The following is a 20,148-nucleotide window of genomic DNA, read 5'->3' as shown; positions in this document are numbered from 1 at the left end:
TAATAGAAACTAGTATAGATAGGAAAATACAGAAGCGAAGCAGTTAATTTTATTTGTTTGTTTCAATTAGTTTTTATTCTGTAAGTGAAATGTCTCAATGGGTTATTAATGGATAAATTAATAAGCTAATATAGCGTTATCTACTCGTTTGTAAAAAGTATCTATGTCTTCTACCGCTTTAATCGATAACCTTGAGCACTTACCTAATCCTTTTACCCAGTTCGAAGCGATTAAGGATCAACTTGCTAATAACTGGCCTCAATTAGATAAAGCCGACTATCGTCGTGACCTGCAATTAGCCCTATGTTTTATTTATAGCTATAACGGTTCTCAAGCAACCTTCAACTCATATCGACGTGAAGTTGAGAGACTACTACTTTGGTCTTGGCTAGTTAAGCAAAGTCCTACAACCCATTTACGTCGTGACGAGATAGAAGAGTTTATTCATTTCTGTATTTCTCCGCCTCATGACTGGATTGGCGTCAAGAACGTGGCGAGATTTAAGAACAAGCAAGGTGGAAGAGTGGCGAATAATGAGTGGCGCCCTTTTGTTGCACATGTCAGTAAAATTAAATTTAGAAGCGGCGAAGCACCAGAACTTAAGTCTCATAACCTCTCGCAAGCAGCCATTAGAGCTACTTTCTCTATCCTCTCTTCTTTTTACGGTTTTCTAATCCAAGAAGATGCCGTACAACAAAATCCAGTTGCTTTGATTAGGCAAAAAAGTAAGTTTGTAAAAAAAGAAGTTACCAGACGACAAGTTCGTCGTATTTCTAACTTACAGTGGGACTATGTAATTGAGACGGCAGAATTACTGGCTGAAGAAGATGCCAATATGCATGAAAGAACCCTATTCATCATGAATGCACTATTAGGCATGTACTTACGTATTTCTGAACTCGTTGCCGATGAAAGGTCAGCCCCTGTTATGGGAGACTTCATTAAGGACAGTGATGGAAACTGGTGGCTTAAGGTGCTTTCTAAAGGGAATAAAGAAAGGTTAGTTGCTGTATCAGATGAAATGTTATCAGCTCTAAAGCGTTATCGTGAGTTCAGACAATTGCCATTATTACCGACAATCGCCGAACAAACCGCCCTCATACCGAAAAACCGAGGCCAAGGAGCGATGACTAGCACTCGTCAGATTAGAAATATCGTCCAATTCTGTTTTGATGCGGCATATCAAAGAATGGTTGAAGATGGCATGAAATCCGATGCTGAAGACCTTCGTGTTGCTACTGTTCACTGGTTACGCCATACAGGCATATCAGAAGATGTAAAAACTCGCCCTAAAGAGCATGTAAGAGAAGATGCAGGGCACGCAAGTATGGCAACGACGGATAGATATATAGATACAGAATACAGAGAAAGGCATGCAAGCGGTAAGAAAAAAGCCCTTAGACCAAAATAATCATAAGGGCTTTTAAGTCTGATTTTTATCATTCGCCTAGTTAGACCACCTTTCTAGGCTCTTTTCATCACTTTCTTTTGCACAAACCCACTGACTTTTACCTGATTGAGTCTCTTTCTTCCAGAAAGCGGCTCTACTTTTGAGGTAATCCATTACAAAATCACAGGCTTGAAAGGCTTCTGCCCTGTGGGAGCTACTCACACCAACAAATACAATTTGATCCTGAACTTTAAGTTCACCTACTCTATGTACCACTTGAACCTCATGTAAGTCCCAGCGGCTGTGAGCCTCATCGACAATTTGCTGCAAGTTGTGTTCTGTCATACCTGGGTAATGCTCTAATTCAAAAAGCGTTTCTTCTTTATTTGAATCAGCTTGATTAGATTTGTCACCAAAATCACGGACACGACCGACAAACATGGCAACGGCACCTGTTTGGTTATTGTCACATAATGCTTGATACAAACTTGCCACATCAAAATCGGCTTTTTGTACTTTAATCATTTATCCCCCTGTTACCGGTGGGAAGAAAGCAACCTCTTTCACGCTCTCTGGGTCAACCTTGCTACTATCACGAGCAAAATTATAATCAATAGACGCTTGGATTCCTTCCTCAAATAAAGGATCAGGGTTATCTAGCAAGCTCGCAACAGCCTGCTTTATTTCTTCAATACTGGTTACTTTGTCTAGTTCGATAGTAACTTTTTCTTTACCTAATGATTCTCTTAATGAGGCAAAGAATACGACATCCAATTTATGCATTTGATTTGCTCCAATCGCCACTCTTACCACCTGATTTCTCTAATAGAGCGACTTCTTTAATGATAATTCCTTTATCTACTGCCTTACACATATCATATAAGGTTAATGCTGTAACTGTGGCACCTGTTAACGCTTCCATTTCCACACCCGTTTTTCCACTTAATTTACATGTGCACAGTACTTCTAATTGAGTGTCTGAAATAACATTTATTTCCACGCTGACCTTTGTAAGCATCAAAGGGTGACAAAGTGGGATCAAATCAGCGGTTTTTTTACAGGCTTGTATACCCGCTATACGAGCTGTTGCGATTACATCGCCTTTTGGTAATCCACCTTCAACCACTTTGGTTAGAGTACTTGGTAGCATTTCTATGATGGCTTGAGCAGTAGCGCTGCGGTGTGAAATATCTTTATCTGAAACATCAACCATATGGGCATGGCCAGATTGATCTAGGTGAGTCAGCCTATCAGTCATTAAGCTTTCCTTTGTACATTATAGTAAATCAGGCATAATATCGTCTGCTTTCAATCAGAAGGCAAATTCAACAATTTTGAAAAACGTAGAATGCCACTGCAAGGCTCCTGTGAACAGCTTTTTGGAAAAATTTTAATTTCAAAATGAGTTTATTAGACGATTATCACTTATTAGAACTGGATTCTGATGCGACAGAGCAAGATGCTAAGGCATCATATCGACGATTAGCTCGTCTTTATCATCCTGATAAGAATCCAAACATAGATACGACAGAACATTTCCAACGATTACAAGATGCTTATCAGAGTGTTTTGTCGTCCATGCGACAAGGCGCCATCGTTCAAGATTGGCATAAATATGAGTTTACTGCGGATAAAGCTAATCAGACTCATTCAGATAATGATGACCTTCAAAAAGCTTACATCAAAGAAAGCCAGCGTGCTTATGATGAAATGAGACGCAAAGCAGCATCCAGTGAAAGAGCAAAAGAAGCCGCCCTTAGAAGTGCTCGCAGTAAAATTAATGAAAAAAACGCTAAAAAAGTTTACGAGCAAGCAGCAAAAGCCAATCTGAATACATTTTCTAATACTGCTTTTGCCGATGAATCTGACACACAGCAAACTCAAACCGAATCAATCATTGATCCGAATATTTACCGTACTTTCGAACAATCATTTCAGCAAAATGATATTAAATCGGAACCGGTAAATGAGGATACCTCTTCTGTTTTTAAAAAGGTCTTTATGTCTGTTTCCTATTTAGTTGTTTTTGCTATGGGGATTTATAGCACACTATATTGGCAAGCCAGTAAAGCGCAGCAAGATAATCAATTTGATGTGAAAAAACAAATTCCTTTTATAGCTGGGCTTTATCCTCAGTTTAGGCTTGGTACAAACTATACTTTTGGTCTAACTGGCTTATTTGCAACGCCTGATATACAAGCACAAGAAATGGCCAGTATTGCACCTTTAGAAGATGTTCAGGTCACAAATAATTCAAAACCTGGTTGGTTAGCGATTCGCTATCAGGATCAGGCTGGATGGGTGAAAGAGTCTGACTTGGGCTTTGGCTCGATTGACGCAGCAAATCAAACAACATGCCTTGGTAATCCTGGTGTTGCGCCAGCACATGGCAAGCTTATCAGTGATGTTGAGCCTAATGGCCATAGCCGTTTACGCCTACTTAATAAGCTAAATAGTCACAGTATGCTGAGCTTTGAATCCTATGATGGTTTAGCGCCATTTACGCTTTATTTAAGGGCTGGACAGTCTTTTGCAGCAAACTATATTCCAAGAGGTCGTTATCGCTTGGTATTACATACTGGATCCTTGTATCATGGCGCCTGTAAGCAGTTCTTATTTAATCAAACCAGTACCATAGTGATGGATCAGGTTGATTTTGCCAGCACAGAGTTATCCCTCACTTTGGCCTTATAATAACGCCCTTAATCAGAAACACTTAAAGATAGAAAACACCATATGCTAAGTAATATTCGAATCGTTTTAATTAATACTTTCCACCCAGGTAATGTTGGCGCTATTGCCAGAGCAATGAAAAATATGGGCTTATCAAACTTGTATCTGGTTGATCCAAATGATTACCCTTCTGATGAAGCAACTAGCCGAGCGGCTGGCGCTGTCGACCTTTTAGAAAACGCCACCATAGTATCTACTTTTGAAGAAGCGATTTCAGACTGTAGTTTAGTTATAGGTACTAGTGCTCGTCATAGAACGTTTCAGCTACCTATTATGAACGCTAGAGAATGTGCTGAATCGACTGTTATTGAAGCAACAAATCAACCAATTGCAATTGTTTTTGGTCGTGAGAAAACAGGCTTACTTAATGAAGAGATAGCACAATGTCATCGTCAGGTGTATATCGATGCCAATGACGAATATCCTGTATTGAACATTTCGCAAGCCGTTCAGATCGTTGCCTATGAAATTTGGATGGCAAGCCAAAACAAAGCCGATAAAGGTAAAGTTGAAGTCGCTGAATATCCACGCAAAGGTGACATGGACCTATTTCATACCCACCTTGAAGAAACGCTTTATGATATTAACTTTGTGATTAAAAACCACCCGGGTAAAGTACTAGAGAAACTGCAGCGCTTCTTTAATCGCTCAAGGCCAGAAAAGAGTGAGTTAGGTATATTACGAGGTGTGCTTGCTGCAGTACAAAGAGAGACTGAAAAAGCTCGATCATCTAAACAGGATGACTAGTAGGTTTCAAAAGAAAAGCCCTAACAATCGTTAGGGCTTTTTTATATGAACGAATTACCTAAAAGGTATCTATTTCATTTCAGGGCTGTTAACCACTTGGTAAATCGGATAAAGCACATCGGCCCCTAAAATTTTAGAGCGCTCAGGTGACCAGCCAACCTCTGGGTCTGGTAATAATTCATTATCCTTAAATGGCATTTCAAGTGTTAGCGATAAACATTTATAGGTTTCTCCTACCCATTTCGCAGCCACTTTTAATGTGTCTTCACCAAAATGATTATTTTCATAACCTTGTTTAGTTTGAAAGTCAGGGCTTACGGCTAACAAGGTACCATTGAATAATGATTCCATATTTGCCATACGTTGATCGAAAGAAGAAATTTGGCTACATCCGTCGATAAAGTTAACAGGAAGCTCTTCATCTCCATGAATATCTAGAAATAAATCAACGCCTACTTCAGCCATTTTAGTTTGTACCGCTAATACTTCAGGACTTAGCTCTTCAGAAGGTTGCATCCATTCCCTATTCAAGTTGACACCTTTAGAGTTCACTCGCAAGTTACCATGAACACCACCATCAGGGTTCATATTAGGCACTATATAAAAACGACACTGGTTTAATAATGCTCTTGAAATAGGGTGAGATTCATCAAACAAACGCTCTAATAAGCCCTCAATAAACCATTGAGCCATGGTTTCACCTGGATGTTGGCGGCCAATTATCCAGATGTTCTTTGCACTTGCTTGATTACGGCCGATTTCTAACAAACTAATATCACGGCCTTCTGCTGTAGTGCCTAAATCATGATTGATACAATCATCATTTGAGCTAGACCAAGCAAGCATGTCTAGATGTCTTTCGTACGAATATGGTGCAAAGTAAGCGTAATACACACTATCCTTCTCAGGCGTGTGCTGAATGGTTAACTTCCCATCTTTGTACTCTGTGGGCACTCTGAACCAATATTCTCTATCATATGAAGCAACGGCTTGATAATCGTACCAGCCATCGGCATATGCAGCTTCATGCGCATTTTCAAACCTAATGGTACAGTTTTCATCCATTACCCCTTGTAAACGAAAATAAAACCACTGCAAGAAATTAGAGTTTGTATCTTTTGGTATATTTACTCTAATATTGTCCGGCTCGTTGGCTTCAATCAGACTAATGTTTCCGCCATCGAAGGCACTGCTGACTTTAATTCGGCTGCTCATCCTAACCACTCTCTAAATTTTGGTATGTAATTCATTGATATGACAAGTTTACCTATATTCCTTACCTGTGTCGCTAATTCTGCAGACGAAGCTAGCTTTCCTTTGCTATTTACTTGGTCGACACCTGATCTACAGATTAAAGAAGTTCTCATTATTCCTGATGATGACTGGCTGCATCACGCCAATATCGAGTCTAACTTATGTGATATTGATGAAAACCAATTATATGAATTTGGCTATGAAGCCAGCGATATTTTAGCTGAATGGACTGCAGAATTTGATACTGACTTTGTACTAGCATTAGACACAGATCTAGTTGGCTCTATGGTTGAAGCAACTTTTGATGCAAAAGGGATGGACCCAAGCTTTGAAGTAGTTTCAGCCCACAGGTGGTTCAATGATAGAGATGTTGATCTGCATTATGAACTTACCTTATTAGATTTGTCACAAGCCGTTGAATTACTGCCACCAGATGAGCAAATCGCTATTTTGCTTAGAATCGCACATAGTAAATCTTTGATTGACTTGCCTGAAGCAGAACAAGATGACCTATCAGAACATGATACTGACATTTAAAAGATAAATGTTGAGCATTAGTCATGATGACTGGCGATGAGCTAAAAGACTGTTATTGTTAGTTAAATTACAGTTTTTAGCTCTCAATCATTATGTTTAAGGAATTCTCATGCTCGATTTATTGCCTGACTTAACAGACCAATACCCAGATCACCTACTCATTGCTGATCCCATTTTTAATACTTATGGTAAGAAAACGATTTTTTACGGTGAAGTCGTCACAGTTAAATGCTTTGAAGATAATTCCCGAGTTAAAGAGCTAGTCGCTACAGACGGCACGGGTAAAGTCATGGTGGTTGATGGTGGTGCCAGTAAACGTGTAGCTTTGCTAGGTGATATGTTAGCAGAGCTTGCTGCAAATAATGGTTGGGAAGGCGTTATCATTAATGGTGCTGTTCGTGATGTTGCAACCCAAGCAACGATTAATTTAGGTGTTAAAGCCCTAGCGGCAACACCATTAAGATCGACTCGTAAAGGTGTTGGTGAAGTTGGTGTTAATGTAGCTTTTGCGGGCTTAAGGTTTGAAGATGGTGATTATCTATATTCCGACCTAAACGGAATTGCACTTGCAAAGCAGCCATTGGCATTAGATTTTCTTTAATCCTGTAAAGCAAAAAAAAACGGCCAATGATTATTGGCCGTTTTTTTAAACCTAATCGATTAAACTCAAGCCAATCGGTAAAGAATCACCTATAAATCGGTTTAATGCATCTTTATCAAGCTGCTCTATTTCTTCTAATCTTGATATCCAGTGATTTGGACATTTGTCTTTTTTAAGTTTTTTAATGACCTTCTGCTTTAATACTTCTATTTCTTTATCTTGATTAGTATTAATTTGAGTCATTAGAACACCAGCAAGACCGGCTTGTTTTCTCTTCTTCCAATCTTCTTTAAGGCAAGTTTCCAGTAAAGGCTTTACCTTGTCTAAAGGCATGGGCTCAATGACATCGGACAAAATCAATTGCTGACTTGCTAAGCGACCTATGGTCCACCATGCTGTATCAGGTTCGGAAGACTTAGTTAATCGTTTCTTAAGCCAGTCGATACTGTTAATTTTAATCTCAAGCGGTAATCTCTCTAAGCTACCTACCATTCTAATTAAGTCATCCCCTGAGCGACTTGTTAACTGCTTTACTTTATCTCTAGATCTTTGACCACTTGGAGAGTAGTACTCGGCAAATTTCTTATGTAAAAGGCCTTGCTCTTTCTCATCCAATCCAGCGGAAATTCGTCGCCATAGAGTCCAGTATTGACCCCAAACCATTGAATCATCATGCTTTGGCGCTTGTTGAGTTAGTGTATACAGTTGTTTTACTCTCTCATGATCATTTTCAGCGCCATAGCCAGGTCTCATACAAAAACCCGTTAATTGATACCATTGTCTTTCATGACTAGAACTTTTCTGCCGACCAGACCTAAGACTCCACAACTTATCGACTAAACGCCTGCTTGTAACAAGGTTCCAGTCATCTCTAGGACCCAAAAGCTTATCTATTTCTGTTTTAAGAGATTTGATGGCTTTGCCATCTTGCTTTTGACCAAGCTTTGAAAAACATTGGGTTAATAGCTCTTCAGCTAAGCCCAGATTTTTATGCATTAAATCATCATTCGATGAGGTATTTTTAGCTGAGTCTTCACTCTTATTGAATGTTGTAAAATCCAAAGACCAAGTGTCTTGAGAATTGACCGCATTTAATTCAACAGCAAGCACCCCTATTTCAGTCAATTGGGCTCTGATTTTAACTGCTACTTGTTGTTCATTATCAGATGATAAATGTGCCTCAAGATCTGAGATAAACATAACGTCATCATCGTTATCTAATAGATCTCCTGGTGCATTTATTAGGCTATCGTCACCACGGTACAGTGGAAATTGTACATCTTGGCCTAGTGTTACCCGAAATTCTTGTTCTAGTTCAACCCATTGGCTTTTAGCCTGTCCTTTTGGTAAAAGAGTTAAAAACTGACCTCCTTGCAAAGCTAAATAAAGTGTATGTGCTACGCCGCTTTCAATCCGAGCAACGTCTGACTCAGATGAAGTTAAACCAGCTAAATAGACACAGGCCCCTTTAGCGACAGCATCGTTAGGTTCTAAATCATTACATTCAAACTGCTCAGCACCTCGCCATTGAGTGAGCTGATCAATCAAACGGTTTTTCAGCTTATCACTGTTAAATAAACCACCATTAAAAAGTATTGCATCAGGAACAAGAATACCAGCACCACAAGCTGCTTGGATGTCATTAGTGTGCATGCTTAAGAACTCAGCTAGATGCCGCGTAATAGCAGCATCTTTCTCATAAGGTAAACCTAATGTATGCACTCCATAACTAGCTTGGTTTACCTTATCGACTAGCTTAACGTAAGGGAAAAAGCCGTTATCGATCTGGCTGATTAAAGTATCTCTTTCAACGGTAAACTTCTGGGAGCCACCTATGAGTTTGCTACCACCACCCAATACAGTCAAAGTTAAAGTCTCAGGCGCATCTAACGAAAGTAGCACTTCTTTAGCTTGACGCGTTTGTTGCACCAAAGCAGCGAGTCTTGAAGCAGACAAAGCGGAAATTTTTTGAGGATCTAACTGATAAGCCAGCGCCTGATCTAAGTTATCGCCACCAAGTAAAAGGTGATTACCAACCGCAACACGGTGCAAGGATACTTTATTGTTAAGATTTTGAATTTTTACCAAGCTAAAATCTGTCGTACCACCGCCAATATCAACCACTAGCAACATCTTTTTATTACTAAGCTGGTCTAGTTGTTCTGGTTTGCTGATCCAGTGGTAACAGGCTGCTTGTGGTTCTTCGATAAGATAGAGGTTATCTAAGCCTGCCTTTTTTGCAGCCTCAAGAGTGAAAGCTCTGGCCTCTTCATCAAAAGACGCAGGTAGGGTTAAAGCAACCTGCTGTTCTGATAGTGGCGCATCTTTAAACTTATGATTCCAAGTTTGATGCAAATGTTTAAGTATTAATGCTGTCGCTTCCAGCGGAGAAAGTTTGGATTCACAATCACTGCCCCAAGGTAGTATCTTTTCACGACGATCCACTTGTCTATGACTAAGCCAACTTTTTGCGCTTTGTACTAATTGATTTGCGCGTCTTTTTCCAAGCTCTAATGCGCCCATCCCTAGTACAAAATTATCTGTTTTATCGGCTTGAGACCAAGGTAAAGTTTGACTTAACTGCCCCTGTTCATCTTTCGCTAATATATAGATAGCACTAGGGAGATGAGTAAACTCCCTTATGCTGGCATCAGACATAAACTGCGGAATTGATAGCAAATGATAGTTATCAACGGCATCGTTAGCACCTCTATAAGATACAACCGAATTAGTTGTACCGAGGTCGATGCCAACAAAATACTTAAACTTTGACATTAAGCATCCCTTACTTGGTATTCCAGTGTCCAAGACAAATCTGATTGAGTGTCATGAGCCTCAAGTAACAAAACACCAAGTTCTGTGATACGAGATGAAAGAATAACTCTGACCATATCACCTTCTTGGTAATGACCAGCATCCAATCTAGCCTGAATTTTACCAAGCTCATTCAAACTCATTAATGAGAATGCGTTTACTGTTTCACCTAACTCTGCCACATCAGCTGTTTTAGATTGAAAGAATCTGAAATCAACACTCTGACCAACAACGAGTGCGAACTCGCTACTTAGCATTTGTTCATCAGAACCTTCATCTAAACCAAAAGGTGCAATACAAACAGCATCCACAGGTGGGGCCATGCCTGGAATAGCAGGCATCGGACTTTCAACGCCAATATAATAGTTTGCTGCTAAGCCACTTTTAACCTTAATGCCACCATCAGCTTGGACTAAGGCATAATAACAAGCACCTTTAGCAACAGCATTGTCTAAGTAATTGGCATCATTGGAAGTCAGTATTTCAATATTTTGCACTTTATCAGCAAGTAGATTGTTTAAAAGAGCTTCAACTCTTTGCTTAATAATGTCTGCTTTAAACACCCCGCCATTAAGTAAAACTTTATTTGGCTTTGCTTGATGTTTGGCTAAAAACTCACTGATATGGCGACTAATGGCTGGATCTGCTTCATATTCTAAGTTTAGTTTAGCTATGCCCGACCTTGCAGTTGATTGAGCTTGCTCACCATAATTAACTATAGGGAAAAAACCTTCAATTAAACTTGCCAACGCAGTTTCACGCTTGATGCTAGTTTGCACTTTATTAGCAAATAAACTCTTACCACGACTAGGAACAACAAGCTCAACTTCCGCAAGCTCTTGATTGCTTAACAGTCTTTCTTTGGCTTGCCTAGCGGCTTGTGTTAACGCTGAGATTTGCCACGCTTCTAGATTGGTGCCTGTTGCAGCAATTTGTCCAGCAGCCACATAAGTAATGGCCATATCCATATTATCGCCACCTAGTAATATATGTCGGCCAACGGCAACTCTATCCAGTCGCATTTCACCTTCATTATCTACAGCTTGGATAAGTGATAAATCAGTTGTACCACCACCGACATCTACAACTAAAATTTGATCATCTAGCTGGATCTTATCCTGCCATTTTCCTGCACTGGATAACCAAGCATAAAAGGCAGCTAACGGCTCTTCTATTAATCTTGCATTTATCCCTGATGCTTGAGCGGCACTTTCTGTACTTGCGCGTGCAGCAGGGTCAAACGATGCAGGTACTGTGATAACAACATCTTGCTCACTCAGTAAGGCTTCAGGAAACGTATGATTCCAAGTTGAAACTAGGTGCTCAATTAAAATTTGAGTTACTTTAGCAGGCGAGAATTTTTCAACTTCATCGATAGCATCTATAGGCAATATGGCTTCTTGTGAAGAAACCGTGTTATGACATAACCAACTTTTGGCACTTTGGATTAAACGCCCAGATGATTTTGCCCCCATATCACGCGCTAATTCACCAACTACAAATTCAGATTTACCCCAAGGTAACTGCATATCGCTTGCTAACATTTCATTAGCATGTGCTTGATATATAAAAGAGGGTAACAAGTCTCGATCTGCAACTTGCCCTGGTGCAACAAGTTGTGGAATTTGAAGTTGAGTTAATACGCTTTCTTCAGAACCGGCTTTAGCATAATAAATAGCAGAGTGTGTTGTACCTAAATCGATACCAACAAAATATTGAGTATTAGACATCTTATTAAACCTCAACCTCTGCTGGCGCTAGGATATTCATATCTTTTGTATCCATAACCTTAGGTAAGGTCTGTTTAACAACTTTCCAGCCGGGGTGTATTAAGGTGCCATTAAAAGGACCTTCACCTTCTACACGTCCTTCAAGCTTATATTCTCTATTGTTGTACCCTTCAGGCACTTGAACTCGTGCATTTTCTTCTTGAGGTGATACTGCTGCAATTTCAAAGTTTTGCGATAATACTTTGGCACAACCTTGATGTATGACACGGCTCGCAGCACCAACTTCAGCATCGGTATAACCACTAATATCTTCTTGAATAAAATCAATTAGACGAGCTTCTTGTTGCATCAGTTGTAATAATTGATACGCGCCATCTACAGACACGGTTTCAAGTCTTGGTGCTTCTACTTCTTTAATCTCAGTCACTGTTTCAACAACGACTTCTTTAACAATTTTCTCAGGTACTTCAAAAGCAAATTTTTCATCACTCGCGACAATTTGACAACGAGCAGCATAATCAGACGATGAAAGATATTTAAAAAATTGGCCAAATGCGCCAAAGAAGCGTGGTGCAAATGCCATAGGTTTTACTTTTTTAGTCATAATTTATCCGTTTTGCAGTTCTTCTAATTCAACCCATCTGTCCATTTGTTGTTCTAGCTGGGCTTCAATTTCTGTCATTTTATTTAATTCAGCCTGAACCACATCTTGGTCCTGACTATAAAAATCATCAGCACTTGTCACTGCAACTATCGCGTCAAGTTCGGCTTCAATTTTAGCAATTGTGTCAGGCATAGCATCAAGCTCACGCTGCATTTTATAGCTTAATTTGCTCTTGCTTTTTGGCTTTTTAGCTTCTGTTGTCTTTACTTTTTCTTGCGGTTTTAACGCTTTAACTTCTTCAGGTGTTTCTGGTTCAACAACAAAGCGGCCACCTTGACGAATCCAATCTTGATAACCCCCCACATACTCTCTAACAACACCTTCACCTTCAAAAGCAATAACACTGGTTACCACATTGTCTAAGAAAGCCCTGTCGTGTGAAACCAAAAGTAATGTACCTTGGTAATTCATAAGAAGTTCTTCAAGTAGCTCTAATGTTTCTACATCCAAGTCATTGGTTGGCTCATCCATAATCAAGAGATTAGCTGGCTTAGTAAAAAGCTTGGCCAATAGGACACGGTTCCTTTCTCCACCTGATAAGGCTTTAACGGGTGTTCTTGCTCTCTCCGGCGGGAAAAGAAAATCGCTCAAATAGCCGATAATGTGTTTATCACGACCATTAATTTCGACAGTGTCTTTGCCTTCACCAACGTTTTCTGCAACGGTTTTTTCTGGATCAAGCTGCTCCCTAAGTTGATCAAAATAGGCAACATTCAATTTTGTACCTTGTCTAACATGACCTTCATTAGGCGTAATTTGACCTAACAAGATTTTCAAAAAAGTACTTTTACCACAACCATTTGGGCCAATAAGACCAATTCTGTCCCCACGGGTAACCATGAGATCCATCGGTTTTAGAATGACTTTGTCTTCAAATCTATGTTCAACCTGTGTGAACTCAGCAACCAATTTGCCTGACTTATCAGTGCTTTCAATTTTCATGTTGGCATTACCTTGGCGGTTAATGCGTTCAGAACGTTCAACACGTAATGCTTTTAAAGCACGAACACGACCTTCATTACGGGTACGTCTTGCTTTGATTCCTTGCCTTATCCATACTTCTTCTTCCGCGAGTCGCTTATCAAATAACGCGTTGGCCCTTTCCTCTTCTTCAAGCATTTTTGCTTTAAAGTCTAAAAAGCCACTTAATTTGCCATTAAAGGAAATAAGGTTGCCCCTATCTAGCTCAATAATGCGATTAGCAAGTTGTTCAAGAAAGCGTCTATCGTGAGTAATAAAGAGTATTAAGCCGCGGAATTGCTGTAACTGCTTTTCCATCCACTCGATAGTGGGTACATCCAAATGGTTAGTCGGCTCATCGAGTAATAAAATATCAGGTTCCGCTAACAAAGCTTGAGCAAGAATAACGCGACGACGCCAACCACCTGAAAGTTCAGCCATTTTTTTGTCGCCTGGGAGCTGAAGTCGCTGAATCATTTGATTTACTTTTTGTTCGAGATCCCAGCCTTGGATATCATCGAGTTTGTGCTGTATATCACTTAATTCGTTAGCGTGATCATTATCTAGGTCTTCTAATAAAGCGTAGTAACGACTTAATAGATTATTCGCGTCTGGTCTACCTTCGCTTACAACTTCTTTGACTAATTTGTCATCAGCTTGAGGAAGCTCTTGGGGAAGTTGCGCAATTTTAATACCGCCTTCAATCCGTACAACCCCTTCATCAGGGATAATTTCGCCAGCGACAACTTTTAAAAAGGTAGATTTACCAGCGCCATTTCGACCAATAATTGCAATTCTTTCACCCGCTTCTGCTGAAACGCTGATTGCTGCCAAGAGAGGATTATGCCCAAAAGCAACACTCACTTGTTCAAGAGATAATAAGCTCATATGTTTTTTCACTAGAAAATAAAATGATAATGGCGCGCATTCTATCAGTTAAGAGTGAAAACGTTTAGCGAATCCAGTTCATTTTGTCTCTGCAAATTGAAATAAGCACTTGTAACTAATCGTTTTTTCATTACTGAGTAGAAAACAAACAAGTTTGAAAATTTGAATTTAGTTGATAAAGTCAAATGTTCATATTTCTTGCACATTTGTATGGGTTTTTATGAAGTATGTCAGTTCATTCCCTGTCACAATAAGCTTATGCCAAAATATTGAATATTAGTTCGATTGTAAATTTAAGTTTGTTATATGGAGTCCCTGATGGATCTAAAAAGTAAAGCTGGACCGATAACCGCAATCACCGTGTTAGGTGCAGCTGTTGTTTGGATGGCTGTTGGTGGTAACGGAATAACGCAAGCACAAGCTCAAGATTCGAGTACGCTAGCTAAACCGTCAACCGTAGAGCAGAAAGTATCTAATGAGAACCAACTAAAGAAAAAGGTTCAAGCGCAAGTCATTAGTGCTCAGATTATGGAAGATAAGATGACTCTTTCCGGTACGACTCAGCCAAGTAAAGAGATCCAACTTACTTCAGGTGCAGCTGGTAAAATTCGCCAAATCCTTGTTAATAAAGGCGACTATGTAAAAAAAGGCAAAGCAATTTTATCTATAGACACTCGTGCTTTGAAAGCCGATATTGCTGAAGCAAAAGCATTAATTGCACAACGCCAACTTGAGTTAGATGGTGCAGTTAAGCTAAAACAGCAGAAATACTCATCTGCGGTCAATGTTGCGACAGCTAAAGCGGACCTAGCATCAGCGAAAGCAACGCTTCGTTCATTAGAGATTGATCTTGAAAATGCCGTACTTGTTGCCCCCTTCTCTGGCGTTCTAAATACACTAGATGTTGAACTGGGACAGCTGGTACAAAACAATGCCACAGTAGGCGACTTTATCTCAATCAACCCACTTACAATCGAGATCAATGTTCCTCAGAAAAAAATCAACAGTATTCAGCAAGGTTTAAATGCCAACATTGAATTGAGTACAGGTGATGTGGTTGAAGGAACGGTAAGTTATGTGAGCTCAATAGCCTCTAGTGAAACTCGATCCATTGCAGTTGAGATAAAAGTCCCTAACCAAGATAGTAAAATACCTGCTGGTATTACTGCCCATGTTGATCTGGCTTTGCCAAAGCGTATGGCTCATGCTTTTTCAGCTGCTTTGTTAACCTTGGATGATAATGGTAAGACAGCGGTTAAGACTCTCAATATAGATAATGAAGTCGTTGTCTCTCCAGTCGAAATCCTTAAATCCGATCGTGATCAAGTTTGGGTAAGTGGTTTACCTCAAAATATTAATTTGATTACTGTTGGTCAAGGGTTTACTAAGGCTGGTGACATTGTTGACGCATATTATAAAAATCAATAGGAAGTAACATGGTTAGTATAATAAATGCGGCGCTGTCGCGTTCAAGAACAGTATTAATGTTCTTTGTTTTACTATTATTGCTAGGAGTTTCCTCTTATCTAAGTATTGCAAAAGAAGAAACGCCAGACATCACAATACCCACAATTTACGTATCAATTTCATTGGATGGGATTTCACCAGAAGACTCTGATAGCCTTTTAGTTCATCCTATGGAAAAGGAGCTTAAAAGCGTTGAAGGCTTAGATAAAATTTCTTCAACAGCCTCTGAAGGCCATGCATCAATTACGCTTGAGTTTGATAGCAACACAGATATAGACCAAGCTTTGGTTGATGTGAAGGACAAGGTTGATACTGCTAAAGCAGATTTACCTGATGATGCAGATGAACCAACTGTAAATGAAATAAACCTATCTACTTTCCCTGTATTAACAGTTAATTTACATGGTGATGTCGAATTTGGAATATTAAGTCGTATCGCCAATGATTTACAAGATGACATCGAAGCTGCGCCAGGTGTTTTAGAAGCTGAAATAAGTGGTGATAGAGAAGAGCTAGCGGAAATCATAATCAGCCCTGATGCGTTAGAAACTTATAATCTCAGTCTATCTGATGTTGTTAATACTTTTAATGACAGCAACCAGCTTGTTGCAGCTGGTACTTTGGATACAGGATCAGGTCGTTTTTCCTTAAAAGTACCAGGTCTTCTTAAAACCCAAGATGACATTTTTAACCTTCCTATGAAGGTAGATGGTGACAAAGTTGTATTATTAAAAGATGTTGCCACAGGTCAAATGACCTATAAAGATGCCACTAGCTATGCAAGATTAGATGGTAAAAGTAGCATCACCTTAGGTGTATCTAAACGTGTTGGTGGCAACACCGTCAATATGATTGCCGCAGTAAAAGAAGTCATAGAAGAAGAAAGTAAAAAGTGGCCAGAAGGTATTGAGTATAGCCTTACTCAAGATGAATCTGTCAGTATACTTCAGTCTTTGAATGACTTATTTAATAACGTCATTTTCGCTACCTTATTGGTAATGATAGTGATTGTGACTTTCTTAGGTTTAAGAACCTCTTTCCTTGTTGGTATAGCTATCCCAGGCGCATTTTTAATGGGGATTCTATTCTTACATATTCAAGGTTATACCATGAATATGGTGGTGCTATTCGGCCTGATATTAAGTGTCGGTATGTTGGTAGATGGCGCTATAGTTGTTACGGAGTATGCTGACCGAAAATTAGCGGAAGGTGCCTCAAAACAACAAGCCTACTCTGAAGCTGCGCAACGTATGGCTTGGCCAATTACAGCATCTACGGCAACGACTCTGGCAGTATTTATGCCGTTGTTATTTTGGCCAGGAATTGTTGGTGAGTTTATGGGGTACATGCCGATTACGGTAATTGCTACCCTATCCTCTTCTTTGATTATGGCTTTGGTTGTTATACCAACAATCGGCTCAATAATTGGTAAAAAAGGAACATATAGTCCTGCAACCGAGCGAACATTACAATTAACAGAGTCTGGAGATTTAACACAACTTAAAGGCGTAACTGGCTGGTATGCAAGTTTGCTATCTAGTCTAGTTAAGTCACCTTGGCTTGTTCTGTTATTTTGTATCACTCTATTAATATCTGTCATGTTTTCTTATGGCCAGTTTGGTAAGGGCATGGAATTCTTTCCTGAAAGCGAGCCAGATGTAGCTAATCTTGAAATTCGTGCTCGTGGCGACCTATCTCTTGATGAGAAAGACGAAATCGTTCGACAAGTAGAAAACATTATCATAGGTCATCCTGATCTTCAGAGTGTTGTTACTACGACAACCGCTTCGCCTGGTAACCAAGCATCACCGGATAGTATAGGTACCTTGTCACTTGAATTTATAGATTGGCACTCACGTATACCTGCTTCAGCGATTCTTTCCAAGATTCGTGAAGAAACTGATCAAATTCCGGGAATTATTGTTGAAGCTGAAGTAAAACAAGACGGTCCTCAATCAGGGACTGATATTGAACTTGAGCTTTCATCTGATTTCAGTGAGTTATTAAACCTAACTGCTGATCGTTTAGTAGAAGAGCTTGGTCAACGGAGTGAAATAGTTACCGTTAATGATGATAGATCACTACCTGGTATCGAATGGCAAATTGATATTGACCGTGCTCAAGCGCAACGTTTTGATGTAAGTGTTGCTGCCTTAGGGAATGCTATTAAGCTTGTTACTAATGGAATTACTTTATCTGACTTCTTGCCAGAAGGTGCTGATGATGAGATCGATATTGTTTTACGCTACCCAATAAATCAGCGTAGCCTAGAACAACTTGATAACATCATGATTCCATCAAATGTAGGCCCTATTCCTGTTAGTAACTTCATTAACAGACATGCGGCACCAAAACAGGGCCTGATTAACCGTGTGGATGGCAAGAAAGTGGTTAACATCAGTGCCGATGTAAAAGATGGACTCGTTGTAGACCAAGTTATTAAAGCCATTGCCGCTGAGATGAAAGAGTCCGGTATACCTTCTGAAATTGATTATCAGTTTAGAGGTAATACTGAAGATCAAAATGAATCAATGGTATTTTTGATGAAAGCATTTGCGGTTGCTTTTTTCATTATGGCGATCATTCTAGTCACACAGTTTAATAACTTCTTCCAGTGTTTATTGATACTCAGTGCAGTCATATTCTCAACTATGGGAGTGTTCATCGGCCTTATGGCTAAGGGCGAACCATTTGGGATAGTTATGAGTGGTGTTGGCGTTATTGCACTGGCTGGCATTGTGGTAAATAACAACATCGTACTCATAGATACCTTTAATGGTCTCAGATCACAGGGAATGATGGTTGTTGAAGCGGCAGTGCGAACAGGTGCTCAAAGGCTAAGGCCAGTATTACTGACGACAGCCACAACCATACTTGGGCTTATGCCTATGGTATTTCAGCTTAATGTGGATCTGATGAACCAAAGCATTAGTATTGGTGCTCCGTCATCACAAATGTGGACTCAGTTATCAACTGCAATTGCAGGTGGCCTACTTTTCGCTACGCCATTAACTTTGTTATTAACACCTTGCTTGTTAGTACTAGGTTATCGTCGTAAAGAAAGAAAACTGCTTAAAGCGTTAGCAGCTGAATCAAATGACGATTTAGCACCACAAGCTTAAATCATCTCAATAATAAAAAAGGCATCTTAGGATGCCTTTTTTATTGCTCTTATTATCAAGATACTGAGAGTCCAAGATGTTAATAATTAATATATGGGTATTAGGCTGGTGGATTTAATTTGAGCAACAACTTTCATGCCCATTTTTAGCTTCATTTCACGCCATGCCCAGTTACTGATTTTTGCCATAAAAATAACACCGTTCGCATCAGCAAGATTTACCAGTAAAGATTGCTCACGCCCTACTTCCTGACATGTCACAATACGACAAACAATTCTATTACGAATGCTTGAAGGAGAAGTATTATCAAGAGCAATGGAAACATCTTGTGCATCAATTAATAAGCGGAACTTATTATCAAGATTTACATTGGATTTATGACGTAAGTTTTTAGTTTCACTTCTTGCTTGGCCATTCCCCATACCTTGGGCCTTCATCCATAAGAATGAGCCAGTAAGATTACCCGATTTCTCGTGAATAAACTCAACTTGAGACATTGCATAATCAAGGTGGTCAAATTTATGAAGTGCACTATAGGCCATGCTGTGCTTGATTGCGGTAGTACCTATCTGATTTTGCTCATTCCAAACCGTTTCTAATGGGCCATAATTAACCACTTTACCTTTATCAATCATAATGAGGTTATCAGCTAATGCCATAGCTTCATTTTCATCATGACTTACCATAATAATTGGAATATTTAGCTGCTTTACTAAGCGTTTAAAATAACCAAGAAGCTCTTTCTTTTTTGATTGATCTAAAGACGCTAGCGGCTCATCGAGTAACAGTAATTTTGGTTTAGATAAAAGCGCTCTACCTATTGCGACACGTTGCTTCTCGCCACCAGAAAGTGTGTTTGGCATACGCTTCAATAACGTATTTAACGCTAACAATTTGATTAGCGACTTGGCTTCATCATTATTTTCAGCTTTTGAAGCGTAGAAAAGGTTTTGCTTAACGTTAAGGTGAGGGAATAAACGAGCATCTTGAAAAACATAGCCAATTTGTCGCTTATTTGGTTTTACATTAATTTGAGCATGGCTATCAAACATCACCTCATCACCAAATTTAACTTTCCCCATATCCGGTGAGGTTAAACCTGAAATCATATTAATTAGACTGGTTTTACCCGCCCCTGATGGGCCGTAAATCATGGTTACACCAGTTTTTGGTAACTCGAAGTTAAAAGCTAATGATGTATTCCCAAATCGTTTTCTAATTTTCACATTAAGATAAGACAT

16 protein-coding genes are annotated in these 20,148 nt (G+C 39.5%); 7 read left to right on the top strand and 9 right to left on the bottom strand.

Going from position 1 to position 20,148, the window contains the following annotated elements:
• Nucleotides 1–163: 163 nt before the first annotated feature.
• A complete protein-coding gene (locus TW85_RS12370) occupies nt 164–1,411 on the top strand; it encodes a site-specific integrase (protein ID WP_046017412.1) in 1,248 nt (415 codons plus the stop codon).
• A gap of 36 nt (nt 1,412–1,447) precedes the next feature.
• Here TW85_RS12370 and TW85_RS12365 read toward each other — a convergent pair whose 3' ends face one another.
• The 3 genes from TW85_RS12365 to moaC are packed head-to-tail and all read right to left on the bottom strand — an operon-like array spanning nt 1,448 to nt 2,648.
• Nucleotides 1,448–1,915: a molybdenum cofactor biosynthesis protein MoaE gene (locus TW85_RS12365; protein ID WP_046017411.1), complete on the bottom strand. Its 468-nt coding sequence runs from the start codon at nt 1,913–1,915 to the stop codon at nt 1,448–1,450.
• Entirely contained in the window at nt 1,916–2,173 is a 258-nt protein-coding gene (locus tag TW85_RS12360) for a MoaD/ThiS family protein (protein WP_046017410.1), read from the bottom strand. It lies immediately after the preceding gene.
• Nucleotides 2,166–2,648: a cyclic pyranopterin monophosphate synthase MoaC gene (gene moaC / locus TW85_RS12355; RefSeq protein WP_046017409.1), complete on the bottom strand. Its 483-nt coding sequence runs from the start codon at nt 2,646–2,648 to the stop codon at nt 2,166–2,168. The genes TW85_RS12360 and moaC overlap by 8 nt, the downstream gene beginning before the upstream one ends.
• 143 nt (nt 2,649–2,791) lie before the next feature.
• Between moaC and TW85_RS12350 the strand changes: the two genes are divergently transcribed.
• Both TW85_RS12350 and trmJ read left to right on the top strand, forming a co-directional pair.
• Nucleotides 2,792–4,084 (top strand): J domain-containing protein, encoded by a 1,293-nt coding sequence (locus TW85_RS12350; RefSeq protein ID WP_046017408.1) that lies wholly within the window; start codon nt 2,792–2,794, stop codon nt 4,082–4,084.
• Between the two features lie 42 nt (nt 4,085–4,126).
• Complete coding sequence (trmJ, locus tag TW85_RS12345) at nt 4,127–4,870, top strand: tRNA (cytosine(32)/uridine(32)-2'-O)-methyltransferase TrmJ (protein WP_046017407.1); 744 nt, start codon at nt 4,127–4,129, stop codon at nt 4,868–4,870.
• 69 nt (nt 4,871–4,939) lie between these two features.
• Here the strand turns inward: trmJ and TW85_RS12340 are convergent, their stop codons facing one another.
• Nucleotides 4,940–6,085: a M14-type cytosolic carboxypeptidase gene (locus TW85_RS12340; protein ID WP_084616273.1), complete on the bottom strand. Its 1,146-nt coding sequence runs from the start codon at nt 6,083–6,085 to the stop codon at nt 4,940–4,942.
• Nucleotides 6,086–6,124: 39 nt separating this feature from the next.
• Between TW85_RS12340 and TW85_RS12335 the strand changes: the two genes are divergently transcribed.
• Both TW85_RS12335 and TW85_RS12330 read left to right on the top strand, forming a co-directional pair.
• Nucleotides 6,125–6,661 carry a hypothetical protein gene (locus TW85_RS12335; protein WP_046017406.1) on the top strand — a complete coding sequence of 179 codons (537 nt, stop codon included), beginning with the start codon at nt 6,125–6,127 and terminating at the stop codon, nt 6,659–6,661.
• 109 nt (nt 6,662–6,770) lie between these two features.
• On the top strand, nt 6,771–7,262 hold the full coding sequence (locus TW85_RS12330) for a putative 4-hydroxy-4-methyl-2-oxoglutarate aldolase (RefSeq protein ID WP_046017405.1): 492 nt from the start codon (nt 6,771–6,773) through the stop codon (nt 7,260–7,262).
• 51 nt (nt 7,263–7,313) lie between these two features.
• On the opposite strand, the gene TW85_RS12325 is transcribed toward TW85_RS12330, so the two are convergent.
• Genes TW85_RS12325 through TW85_RS12310 form a run of 4 tightly spaced genes read right to left on the bottom strand, consistent with a single transcriptional unit; the run spans nt 7,314 to nt 14,318 of the window.
• Complete coding sequence (locus TW85_RS12325) at nt 7,314–10,037, bottom strand: hsp70 family protein (protein WP_046017404.1); 2,724 nt, start codon at nt 10,035–10,037, stop codon at nt 7,314–7,316.
• On the bottom strand, nt 10,037–11,806 hold the full coding sequence (locus TW85_RS12320; protein ID WP_046017403.1) for an Hsp70 family protein: 1,770 nt from the start codon (nt 11,804–11,806) through the stop codon (nt 10,037–10,039). The genes TW85_RS12325 and TW85_RS12320 overlap by 1 nt, the downstream gene beginning before the upstream one ends.
• A gap of 4 nt (nt 11,807–11,810) precedes the next feature.
• Nucleotides 11,811–12,410: a DUF2760 domain-containing protein gene (locus TW85_RS12315; RefSeq protein WP_046017402.1), complete on the bottom strand. Its 600-nt coding sequence runs from the start codon at nt 12,408–12,410 to the stop codon at nt 11,811–11,813.
• Between the two features lie 3 nt (nt 12,411–12,413).
• The gene (locus tag TW85_RS12310; RefSeq protein WP_046017401.1) at nt 12,414–14,318 is read right to left on the bottom strand and encodes an ATP-binding cassette domain-containing protein; all 1,905 of its coding nucleotides are present in this window, start codon (nt 14,316–14,318) and stop codon (nt 12,414–12,416) included.
• Between the two features lie 318 nt (nt 14,319–14,636).
• On the opposite strand from TW85_RS12310, the gene TW85_RS12305 reads away from it, so the two are divergent.
• Complete coding sequence (locus TW85_RS12305; RefSeq protein WP_046017400.1) at nt 14,637–15,746, top strand: efflux RND transporter periplasmic adaptor subunit; 1,110 nt, start codon at nt 14,637–14,639, stop codon at nt 15,744–15,746.
• An 8-nt stretch (nt 15,747–15,754) separates the two neighbouring features.
• Nucleotides 15,755–18,907, top strand: coding sequence for an efflux RND transporter permease subunit (locus tag TW85_RS12300; RefSeq protein WP_046017399.1), 3,153 nt, complete (start codon nt 15,755–15,757; stop codon nt 18,905–18,907).
• 86 nt (nt 18,908–18,993) lie between these two features.
• On the opposite strand, the gene modC is transcribed toward TW85_RS12300, so the two are convergent.
• Nucleotides 18,994–20,148 carry a molybdenum ABC transporter ATP-binding protein gene (modC, locus tag TW85_RS12295; protein WP_046017398.1) on the bottom strand — a complete coding sequence of 385 codons (1,155 nt, stop codon included), beginning with the start codon at nt 20,146–20,148 and terminating at the stop codon, nt 18,994–18,996.

Origin of the sequence: Marinomonas sp. S3726 (assembly GCF_000967665.1) — a bacterium.
Taxonomy (GTDB): Bacteria; Pseudomonadota; Gammaproteobacteria; order Pseudomonadales; family Marinomonadaceae; genus Marinomonas.
The sequence above is the reverse complement of the archived record's forward strand: the minus strand, read 5'-3'. Positions and strand labels throughout refer to the sequence as shown.

Excerpts from the sequence above, each read along its gene's own strand:
- TW85_RS12330 (WP_046017405.1), top strand. The coding sequence starts at position 6,771 with ATGCTCGATTTATTGCCTGACTTAACAGACCAATACCCAGATCACCTA.
- TW85_RS12365 (WP_046017411.1), bottom strand. The coding sequence starts at position 1,915 with ATGATTAAAGTACAAAAAGCCGATTTTGATGTGGCAAGTTTGTATCAA.
- TW85_RS12335 (WP_046017406.1), top strand. The coding sequence starts at position 6,125 with ATGACAAGTTTACCTATATTCCTTACCTGTGTCGCTAATTCTGCAGAC.
- TW85_RS12360 (WP_046017410.1), bottom strand. The coding sequence starts at position 2,173 with ATGCATAAATTGGATGTCGTATTCTTTGCCTCATTAAGAGAATCATTA.
- trmJ (WP_046017407.1), top strand. The coding sequence starts at position 4,127 with ATGCTAAGTAATATTCGAATCGTTTTAATTAATACTTTCCACCCAGGT.
- TW85_RS12340 (WP_084616273.1), bottom strand. The coding sequence starts at position 6,085 with ATGAGCAGCCGAATTAAAGTCAGCAGTGCCTTCGATGGCGGAAACATT.
- TW85_RS12310 (WP_046017401.1), bottom strand. The coding sequence starts at position 14,318 with ATGAGCTTATTATCTCTTGAACAAGTGAGTGTTGCTTTTGGGCATAAT.
- TW85_RS12300 (WP_046017399.1), top strand. The coding sequence starts at position 15,755 with ATGGTTAGTATAATAAATGCGGCGCTGTCGCGTTCAAGAACAGTATTA.
- moaC (WP_046017409.1), bottom strand. The coding sequence starts at position 2,648 with ATGACTGATAGGCTGACTCACCTAGATCAATCTGGCCATGCCCATATG.
- TW85_RS12325 (WP_046017404.1), bottom strand. The coding sequence starts at position 10,037 with ATGTCAAAGTTTAAGTATTTTGTTGGCATCGACCTCGGTACAACTAAT.
- TW85_RS12370 (WP_046017412.1), top strand. The coding sequence starts at position 164 with ATGTCTTCTACCGCTTTAATCGATAACCTTGAGCACTTACCTAATCCT.
- modC (WP_046017398.1), bottom strand. The coding sequence starts at position 20,148 with ATGTCTTATCTTAATGTGAAAATTAGAAAACGATTTGGGAATACATCA.
- TW85_RS12315 (WP_046017402.1), bottom strand. The coding sequence starts at position 12,410 with ATGACTAAAAAAGTAAAACCTATGGCATTTGCACCACGCTTCTTTGGC.
- TW85_RS12305 (WP_046017400.1), top strand. The coding sequence starts at position 14,637 with ATGGATCTAAAAAGTAAAGCTGGACCGATAACCGCAATCACCGTGTTA.
- TW85_RS12350 (WP_046017408.1), top strand. The coding sequence starts at position 2,792 with ATGAGTTTATTAGACGATTATCACTTATTAGAACTGGATTCTGATGCG.
- TW85_RS12320 (WP_046017403.1), bottom strand. The coding sequence starts at position 11,806 with ATGTCTAATACTCAATATTTTGTTGGTATCGATTTAGGTACAACACAC.